Raw genomic sequence first — 10,897 nt, 5'->3', positions numbered from 1 at the left:
GGGGCGGTCAATGTAAAGTCGGCCGTTTGGCTTATCAGACTCTGGGAAGGACCTCCGGGTAAAAGTTCAAAAGTGAAGTCGCCCGATCCACCCGTTACTGTCACCCTGGCCACCTCGTCATTGTTACAGGTAATGGCGGTCTGTTGGCCAACAGTTACATCCGTAATGGTGGGTAAAGGGTTTATGGTTACATTATCGGTATCGGAACAACCGTTGGCATCACGCACAGTTACGGTGAAATTTTGAACTGCACCGGTATCGTTAATGTTAAAGGTATTGGTAGTAAAGAAGTTTATGCCATCTATACTGTACATATAAGGAGCAGTTCCTGTGGTTGGAATATCTGCTGTTATTACGGCTTGGGCTACAGAATTATCTGCGGCACAGGCAAAATCGGTGGCAGTTGCATTGGCCACTAAAGCACTGGGCTCATTGATAGTAAATGGAATATCTATTTTACAGAACCTTGCCGATCTGATCCTTACAATATAATCGCCTTGATCTATTCCGGTAAAGACATTGGAGGCTTGTGGTAACAACGTTACTGCAATAGTTCCGGTATTATCAAATAATTGATAATTGTAAGGTGGATTATCCATACTAGGGTCCAGGTTAACCACTATGGAACCGTCACTGGCACCATGGCAACTAATATCTTTGATATCCCCAATGGCGGCAACTACAGCCGTTGGTACATCCAAGGTGATGTCTATAAAGGCATCACATCCAGTAGCTAAATTGTCATAAACATATATTCTATAAGTTCCTGGGGTAAGGCCAGAGAAAGTATCCGGTATCTGCTTTGGTCTAATGATATTGTCCGAGGTATCCCTAAGTTCATACCTGTAATTGAATAGTGATCCGCCATAAGCATTCACCTTAATCTCGCCATCATCCTGCAATAGGGCATTACATGATGGGGTTACCGTTACCTCAGCCGATAAAGAAGTTGGGGTATAAATATCTATATTATCGATATTGCCGCAACCATTGGAATCCCTTATTTCTACGGTATGGTTTCCTGAACTTAATCCTGTGAAATCATAAGTTGCTGGGGCACCTGAAAAAGTCACTGCCTGAAATGCACCTCCGTCCAAACTTAGGAAATAGGGTTGCACACCAGGGGTGTCCAAGGTAACTTGGATAGTAAAATTACCTTCCGTAGTGGCGCACTGATCTGGCACAAGAAGGCTAATGACTGGACTAGGATCTTCCGCAATAGTTACTGCAATAGATCGGATACAGTCATTGGCGTCCTTAACATATACAATATAATCCTCTGCCTCGGCATTAAAGAAACCACTAGTATTGGTTCCTGTCCAAGTACCTACAGTAGGTGCTCCTGCGGATGCCAATTCCAACTGGAATTGGTAAGGTGCCTTACCGTAACGTGCATTGGCGGTTATGGTACCTGCATTCAGGGTACAATTGTCATTGGTGGAGGTAGCCGTAATCTCCAATAAGGCTGGAGACTGCTCTATCACAAAACTATCCGATGCGTTGACACATCCTGGATTGCTTCCGTCTACTTCCGTAAAGAGTATGTAGTATTCACCTGGGGACAATCCCGCTAATGAATCTGAATATGGTGTTCCTGTTAGTCCAGTGGCGCTTCCAGTAATACCTGTGGTAGTATTGTTAACAAAAGTATATATCTCATAATCTACTTGGGTTGCTGTATATCCACTAATTGTAAAGTCCACTGCACCGTCTACTGCACCAAAACAACTTACGTTGGTTATAGCATCAATAGTTGATAATAGTGTAGAACTTGTTGATACAGGTACGGTGGCCTCCTGAGTAAACTCACAACCAGTATCGGTATCGTATACCACAAAGGTATAGGTAACCCCTGGGGTCAAGCCCGTAAAATTATGACTATTTGCAGGGGCAGGAAGTGCATCTTCAGGGAACCAAAGTGGGTCGGCTGCGTTAAATACTGGTGCTGGATAAATAGCAAAATAGAAATTCCCTGCTCCAAGGTATCCATTGGAAGCGTCAGCTGTAACCAACATTTCCCCGCTACCAGGTGTACAACCAGCGACACCTTGGGTTGTAATCAGGATATCTGGTCCTGTGGTTATGGTTACAGTATTTTGAGTTTCGCAGCCATTACTATCAATAATTCGTATGGTATAATCACCAAAAGTCAATCCGGTAAAGGTATGGTCGTTGGTACCGGTAGATGTATCATAGGTCCCGGAATAGGAATAATCATTATTAAAGACCTCATAAGTATAGGTTGCTGTACCTCCAGACGCATCAACAGTAATTGTTCCCAAATTGTTCCCTACACCGCTAGTACAAGAATAATCCGTTTTGGTAATATTAGGATTTATGGCAGTGGGTTCTGTGATGGTTTCGGTAGCTGTTACATAACACCCTTTGTCATCGGTTAATGTTATTTCATAAACCCCGGCCGGTAATCCTGTGGCCTGACTGCCATAATTGGTTCCTGAACCGGTTTCCACTATGGTAATGGTGTATGGAGCAATTCCTACACTAGTATCTACTGCAATATCCAGCGATCCAGAGTTGTCCCCAAAGCACAGGACATGTGTAGGGGTTACACTTGTAATAACAGGCGTTTCGGCTGGAGTAACGGTAACTATATTACTCTCGCTAATACAACCTTGGGAATCGGTTATTCTGAACCTATAAGTACCAGCGGTTGGGGTGGTGTAAGGAAATCCACCGGCATAGGCCGCATAGGCTCCGCCGTTAAAGGCTACTTCATAAGTATAGGCAGGATATCCTCCGCTAACGTTCAAGTTGATTTCGGCATCTGGACTAACCGTGCAATCCAGGTCTTTGGTTAAAACTGCATTGGCCGTAAGTTCTGGTTCAATGGTGAACTGTACGGTATCTGTACATCCATTGCTATCCATTACATTAAAGTCATAGGTAGCAGGTGTTAAACCGACAAAGGTATTGGAAGTCTGGGTGGGACCTGCATTCACACTATAGTAATATGGGGCCAATCCACCTGTGGCGTCTACTACAATTGTTGCTAGTCCAGTTGAGGTATAGCATAAGCTAGAGGCTGCTATATCAATACTCGCTACTGGATTGGTAGGGGTAACAATATCAAAGGTATCTGTAACGGTACATCCACCAGCATCGGTAACACTTATGGTATAGGTTCCCAATTTGTTTAGTCCGTTAAAGACGTTGCTGGCCTGAGGTCCGACTATATTGGTGTCGGGTTCTGTAAGTTGATAACTATAACCTCCCCATCCGTCTGTTGCGGTAATGGTCACCGATCCGTCTGCGGCACAGGTCAATGGGCTCAACGCAAAGGTAAAGGCCAAGGGGTCTGCAGGCTCATTTACGGTCACAGTGGCCGTATCGGTACAGTTAGTGGTATCGTCCGTAACGGTAATGGTGTAATCCCCGGCCAAAAGACCGCTAAAGTTTAATGGGTTGGTGTTTATTCCAGATTGTGGGGCAATGGCCGTTGGCCCAGCTACGGTAAAGCTATAATTGCCACTAAATCCGGTTATATTGTATTGTATGGCTCCATCCGCACTTCCCTGACAGGAAACGTTCTGTGTCAAAGTACCCAGCACATTTATCTTGGTAACAGGGTTCAGGGTATAGTTTTCGTCATAGGAGCATCCTTTGGCGTCGGTAATTCTGAACGTATAGGTGTCGGGATCAAGTCCTGTAAAAATTCCCGTGGCATTGGAAGGCACTGCGACGGCGGGTGCTATAATTTCATAAGTGATAGCACCGCTACCTCCGGTTGGAGTTAAGGTGATATCCGAAGTCTCCGCTGGACAGTTGGCTGCCGTGGCACTAAATGATATGTCGGTCGGTGGTGTTAACGGATCAATGGTGATGGGCCTAGTGGCGATACAACCATTGGCATCCTTTACGGCAAGTGTGTAATTCCCGTCCTTAAGACCTGTAAAGCTGTTGGCACCAAAATTAATGCCGTCAATACTATAGGTATATGGAGAAGTGCCTCCAATTACGTTCTGGGCTTCCACTGTTGCATCCTGTAGACAGGTATATTCTTGGACGATTGCTGCATCGAAAGTGATTGCTGCAGGTTCTCCCACGTTGACGGAATTGGTTACTGTACATCCCTTATCATCCTGGACTGTATAGGAATAGGTTCCGGCGGCCAATCCAGAATAAGTAGTGTTGTTGCTCAGTCCGCCGCCGTCAAAATTTACTCGGTAAGGAGCAGTTCCAAAATTAGTGTCGAACACAATTTCTACAACTCCGTCACTTCCTCCGTTACAGCTTACATCGGTAACTGTTTCGGAAGCCTGTGGGTTGCTGATCGGGTCTACGGTAATAACTGTTGTTTGTGCAATACAGCCTTCACTGTCCGTAATCTCAAACCTATAGGTTCCTGCGCTTGCAGCGGTATAGCTAAAGGTTGTCACTCCTGCGCCCAATGCGGTGGAAGCTCCGTATCCTGCTCCATCCACGTCCACTTTATAGCTGTAATCGGCATATCCATTGTTGATGGTAATATCTATCACCGCATCTGGAGAAGCGGTACAATCCAGTTCCTTTGTCAATACATTGGAAGCGGTAAGCTGTGGCTCAATGGCTATAGTATTCGTGGTAACGTTACATCCGTAGGCATCCCGTACTTCAACGGAATAGATCCCTGGCGCAAGGTTGTTAAATACATTTCCGTTTTGTGCCGGTGCGCTGTTAAGGCTATAGGTATAAGGAGCTACTCCTCCAGCTGCTGTTGTGGTAAGGCTGACACCTGTTCCAGGAACGTAACAAAGGTCTGTTGTTGCGGCTAAAGTAGCCGTAGGGTTGGCCGGTGTAGTTATATCAAAGGTATCGGTAACCGTACATCCTCCGGCATCGGTTACACTGATGGTATAGGTGCCTGTTTGGCTAAGACCCGAAAAAACATTGCTTCCCTGAGGTCCTAGAATATTCGCATCGGGTTCGGTAACCTGATAGATATAACCTCCCCAACCGTCTGTTGCTGTAATGGTTACCGATCCATCAGTAGTACACGTCAATGGGCTTACTGTAAAGGTAAAGGCCAATGGATCTGCAGGCTCATTTACGGTCACAGTGGCCGTATCGGTACAATTGGTAGTATCGTCGGTAACGGTGATGGTATAATCACCGGCCAATAGACCGCTAAAGTTTAATGGGTTGGTATTTATTCCTGATTGTGGGGCAATGGCCGTTGGTCCTGTTACGGTAAAGCTGTAATTGCCACTAAATCCGGAGACATTGTATTGTATGGCACCATCTGCACTTCCCTGACAGGATACGTTCTGGGTCAAAGTGCCCAAGGCATCTATTTTTACAACTGGGTTTACGGTATAGTTTTCGTCATAGGAGCACCCTTTGTTGTCGGTAACTCTGAAGGTATATGTATTTGGGGCAAGATTATTGAATATTCCTGTTGCATTGGTGGACACGTCGGCCGCGGGTGCAATTATTTCATAAGTTATTGCTCCACTTCCACCTATGGCTGTTAAGGTTACATTTGATGTCTCGGCCGGACAGTTGGCCGCTGTACTGTTAAAGGTAATATCTGTTGGCGGATCTAGTGCCGGTACATTTACGGGAACCGTTGCGAATGTACATCCACTCGCGTCACGCACGGTAATTGTATAATCTCCGTCAGTAAGCCCGGTGAAGGTATCCCCGGCAACAAAATTTATTCCGTCTATACTAAAGGTATATCCAGGTGTTCCCCCAGTTATATTTTGGGCTTGTATGCTTGCTGTTTGTAGACAGGTATAGGCTTGTGTTAATACGGCATCCGCAGTAATGGCATTTGGCGCTGTCAAGGTTGCGCTACCATTGAAAGTACAACCTTTACTGTCTTGTACTACATAAGTATAGGTTCCAGAAGCAAGGCCGGAGTATGTGGTTTGATTACTAAGTCCTGCACCATTGAAGTTTACTTGGTATGGGGCGGTTCCAAAGTTTGGATCTATTACAATTTCAACACTGCCGTTGGTGGCACTATCACAATTTGGACCCGTAATATTATTTGTTGCTACGGGATTGGTAATGGGGTCCACAACAACAGTGGTTTGCGCTGTACAGCCTTCACTATCGGTAATTAGGAAGGTGTAACTGCCGTCGATTGCCGTGGTATAAGTAATGGTATTACCTACAATAGCGGTACTTGCACCTCCATTTATTTGATAGCTATAGGCGGCATATCCACCATTTATGGTAATATCTATTATCGCTTCAGGAGAAGCGGAACAATCCAATTCTTTGGTAATAGCATCGGATACGGTTAGCTGTGGCTCTATGGTAATAGTATTTGTGGTAACACTACATCCATAGGCATCCCTTACCAATACTGAATAAGAATCTGGGGCAAGGTTGTTGAATACATTGCCATTCTGTGCTGGGGCACCGTTAAGGCTATACGTATATGGGCCAACACCACCAGCTGCAGTAGCAGTAAGGCTAACTCCCGTACCGGGAACATAACATAGGTCTGTTGTGGCATCTAAAGTTGCAGTAGGATTTGCTGGGGCTAATATATCAAAGGTATCGGTAGCGGTACATCCACCTGCATCGGTAACGCTAATGGTATAGGTGCCTGTTTGACTAAGACCGGAAAATACATTGCTTCCCTGAGGGCCTAAAATGCTATTATCGGGCTGTTCTAGTTCATAGGAGTATCCTCCCCAACCATTGGTTGCAGTAATGGTAACCGATCCATCGGCGCTACAAGTTAAGGGGGTTGTGCTAAAGGTAATTCCCAAGGCGGTTGCCGGTTCACTTACAGTAATCGTGTTGGTGTCGGTACAGTTGGTGGTTTCATCGGTAACTACTATGGTATAATCACCAGCTACCAGACCGGTTAAATTAATTGTGTTGGCAGACTGTCCAGTAATGGCGGTTGCGCCGTTAACAGTATAACTATAGGTAGTGCTAAAATCGTTTATTTCAAAGTCTATGGCTCCATCGGCATTTCCTATACAACTCACGTTGTTGACCAAAGTACCAACAACCTGGATTGGATCAACTGGAGTAATGGTGTAGGTTTCGTCATAGGAACAACCCTTGCTGTCCGTAACCCTAAACGTATAAGTATCAGGCGCTAGGTTATTGAACGAGGCCGTTTTCCCAGCTATGGAATTAGATGCAATAGCTGACGGGGCTATGATCTCTATGTTCAATGGGTCAATGCCGTTTACCGCTGTTACAGTAACATTGGATGTTTGTGTTGGACAGTTTGGTGCTGTTGAAGTAAAGGTGAGGTCCGTTGGCTCATCAAGCGGGTCAATTACAACGGAATTTGTAACAAAGGTACAAAGCGTTGCGTCCCTAATCGTAATACTATAGCTTCCACTTGTAAGATTGGAAAAAGTTTCCGCACCAGGGCCCGAAACAAAGTTTACCCCATCAATACTATAAGAATATGGTGCCGTTCCTCCAGTAACATTTTGTGCTTCTATAATACCGTCCTGTAGACAGGTATAATCCTGTATTAAGGCGGCATCACCTGATACGCCGTCTGCGGGACCGCCTATGGTGAAATCTTGTATGAAATCGCAACTTGCCCCTCCTTTGGATTGAGTTAGGATTACGGTGTAATTACCTTGTGGCAGTCCAGTAAAGGTTCCAGAGGAATTGATTACGTCATCAGTGTCGGGATCTGGGTAGATTAAGGTATACTCAACCTTATAGCCGTTGGTATTAGTCATATTATAAACTATACTACCGTCTTCAGCTCCGAAGCAACTTTCATCAGTGATCGAGGTGGTGAATTCCACTGCCGGAACCAAATTTATGGTAACGGTGTTGGAAAAGGAATAGCAATTATTCCGATCTACTACCACAAAGGTATAATCTCCGGGGTCTAGAATATCGAATATTTGGCTAGTTTGAAAGTTACCAGGGGGTATTGAGGTTACATTTGGATAGGAGGTAACAGTATTGCCACCTTCATCCACGTAAGACCAAATGGCATAGGTATGAGGTGTTTTTCCACCACTGGAATCCATAAGGATATTGCCTTCCTTACAACTAATATGTTGGGAAATCCTTGCCGTTAAGTCCAAGTCGGCCTCGCTGAGAACAGTGACCTTTTCCTCTAGGAAACAACCATCATCGGTGCGTACACGGATTATATAGTTACCAGCATTTAAATTTTGAAAAGTATAGTTATTATCTGGTTGGGCTGTTTCGTTGTCCAACAGTGTACCATTTCCACCGTTACTACCGTCATCTATTCTAATCTCATATTCGTAATTGGCCTCAACATTCATTGCTTGAATGTTTATGCTGCCCAAGGTGCTACATGTGGCTGCAGTTGTTGTAATGTTGAGTTGGAAATTTCGATTTCTAATGCCAATATCCGGGGTGGTAAATTCGCAGGATCCATCTATAGGTTCACCGGTTGTATTATCCAATTGTGTAATGCCCACTCTGTAGGCACCATTGGTACTAATATCAAAGCTTGGGCCATTATTGGCGCTATAAGGCACTACAATGGTGCCGTTGGCAACATCATAAAGTTGATAGCCGTAGCCCAAACCTAGATTTGTAATGGTAATATTTCCCGGGGTATTACAAATAATATCGTTGGCATTGTACTGTATATCCAAATTGTTCTGGAAGACGTTGAAATAAAAACGGCTAAAACAACCATTTTGGTAATTGACAACCAAACGGAATTTACCGGCACTATTTGCTGTAAAACTTGGACCGATAGACACTTGGTTCCAGGTACAGGTGGCATTTTTATTGCCACAATCGTCCCCTGAATCAGTACAACTTCCTTCTACCAATTGTTCCCAAACCATACTTTGGGCATCGGCAATATTGACCTGTATTAGTTGGGTGTCATTTACCCCACACAGGAAAATTTTTGGTAAGGGACTTCCATCTACGGAACAGCTTACAATTTCCCCCTGTACATCGTTGGTAGGGTCGGCATCATTGTTACTGTTATTGAAAAAATCAACAATAGGGTTTGTTTGTGTGGCACCAAAACGTTCCACAACCAATATTTCTTTAAATCCCTTACAGGGATCGGCAACAATTTTATCTACGATATAGGTGCCTATGGCGCTAACCACGAAAGTACTCGGATCGTTGTCGGAATCGCCATCGGTTATTAGGGTATCGGCGGCATCCAATTCTTGGTTTCCGTTTTCATCCTTATACCATATATAATCATCAAAACCATCACCGGCATCCAATAATGCTTGATCTCCACATAGTTTTACTGTTCTGATAAAGTTACAATCTGCCAAATCATCCAAAAGAAAGTTGGTGGCACCTGGTACAACAAATCCACAATTATCGAAGTCGGTTACACTAGGGTCATCACTTATTTGGTTGCTGTTTAGCACTCCACGATAAGTAGAATAAGCCAGGTTTTGAATAAGATCGGAACAGGCATCCACAAAATCGAAGCAGTTTTCAGCCACTTTGACTCTCATGCGTATGGCGTAACTGGGATCATTTTTTTCCACTAATGCATTGGGAATACTGAACAGGACGGTCCTACTGGGCTGGTCATAGGTATAGGTCACCCCCGTTGGCAGGGTAAAGTTTGTTTCATCCAAGGTTACATTAACAGGAAGAATATCTTTGATGGTATAGCTGTCTCCATCATCATTTCCTACGTTTTGGAATTCCAATACATAATCCAAGGTCTGCCCCAGATTTACCCCTTGTCCGGTTATATCATTTCCGGCAATATCTTCAACTGTTTTCGTTAAATTTATAATAGGTTCAATAATTTCAACGTCGAAAGAGGTGAAGAAAATGTCGTATTTATCTTGGGAGGAGCTTGCCCTTAATATGGCCCCTGTTTCATTGTTGGGGATAACACCGTTTAAGGGATTGTTGATATTAAAAAAGTCAACGTCCCAACCCAGCGTATTTATGGAATTGGGGGTTCTATCCATAACTATGGCATTGGCCCTCGTAATATTACTATTAAAAAAATTATTGGTCGGGTTTACCGTATTCCCTAATGGCGTATAGGTAAAGTTGCTATTTGCCTTTATGGAAAGTCCGTCGCCACCAATCCTGTTATCCCCTTCAAGGGTTGCTACCCCAAGTTGGGCAATTACCGGAAAGGGAGCAGGTAGCGTAGTAAATCCGTTGACTGGGATGTCAACAGTTTGCCCAGATTTTATTCCTGCGTAACCGTCAAAAGTGGTGATATATTTACCAGGTAAATTGGGGTCTTCATAAACTACGACCATTTTCCAACCTCCGGATACGCCCCCGGAGATACTGCTTCCTGAACTTGCCCTTATGTTGGCAGCAAAGTATTCCCCATTGGGGTTTGCCATACCGGCAACGATGGAAGTAACATCCTTATAACAGGCATATGGGCTGTAATAGCCAAAATCGGCATCTCCTGCACCGTCGAATAATATTTCATCTGCCGTTAAGTCTTGATAAGTACCTCCTGGAATCTTAAATTTAAGTTGGTCGAACCCCGTTCTATCGCTGGCATTGAATACGGCCGACCAGTATAGTCCGGCATAACGGACTTTTGCACAGTCTGGATTTGCCACTGTTAATATGGCACTACTGGAACTAAAGGTAGACGCATCACCATCAATATCTATGTATTGCATATCCAGGTCGTCATTGTATTCCGAGGAATTTCCTGTTTCATTGTAGGGATCATTTGGGGAAACATAAGAGTTTACCCAAACATAGTCCCACCTTCTACATTCCCCTCTTCTTTCTCTAACACATTGGTATTCCCAATATCCATTGGCTTGTCTATTAACAATATTATTGGCTATAAAGGTTATATCACCACGCAGTTCATTTTCATAACGAACATCAAAAGGGTTTTTTACCTGAGAATAGGCAGAGAAGGCGCCTAATAGCAAAAAACAGGTAAGTAGTAATTTTTTGGTAGTTTTTGATCCCATCAGGTAAATTAGTTTGGTACGGT

Annotated in this window: 1 protein-coding gene; it reads right to left on the bottom strand. The window is 44.1% G+C overall.

The window, feature by feature from the left end; translation table 11 throughout:
• Positions 1-10,874: hypothetical protein (locus tag MWU84_RS17030; protein ID WP_246903968.1), on the bottom strand; the 10,874-nt coding region annotated here is incomplete at its 3' end.
• Positions 10,875-10,897: the final 23 nt, after the last annotated feature.

Origin of the sequence: Arenibacter sp. F20364 (assembly GCF_023015905.1) — a bacterium.
GTDB lineage: Bacteria > Bacteroidota > Bacteroidia > Flavobacteriales > Flavobacteriaceae > Arenibacter.
This window is presented reverse-complemented; position numbering and strand designations above follow the sequence as displayed.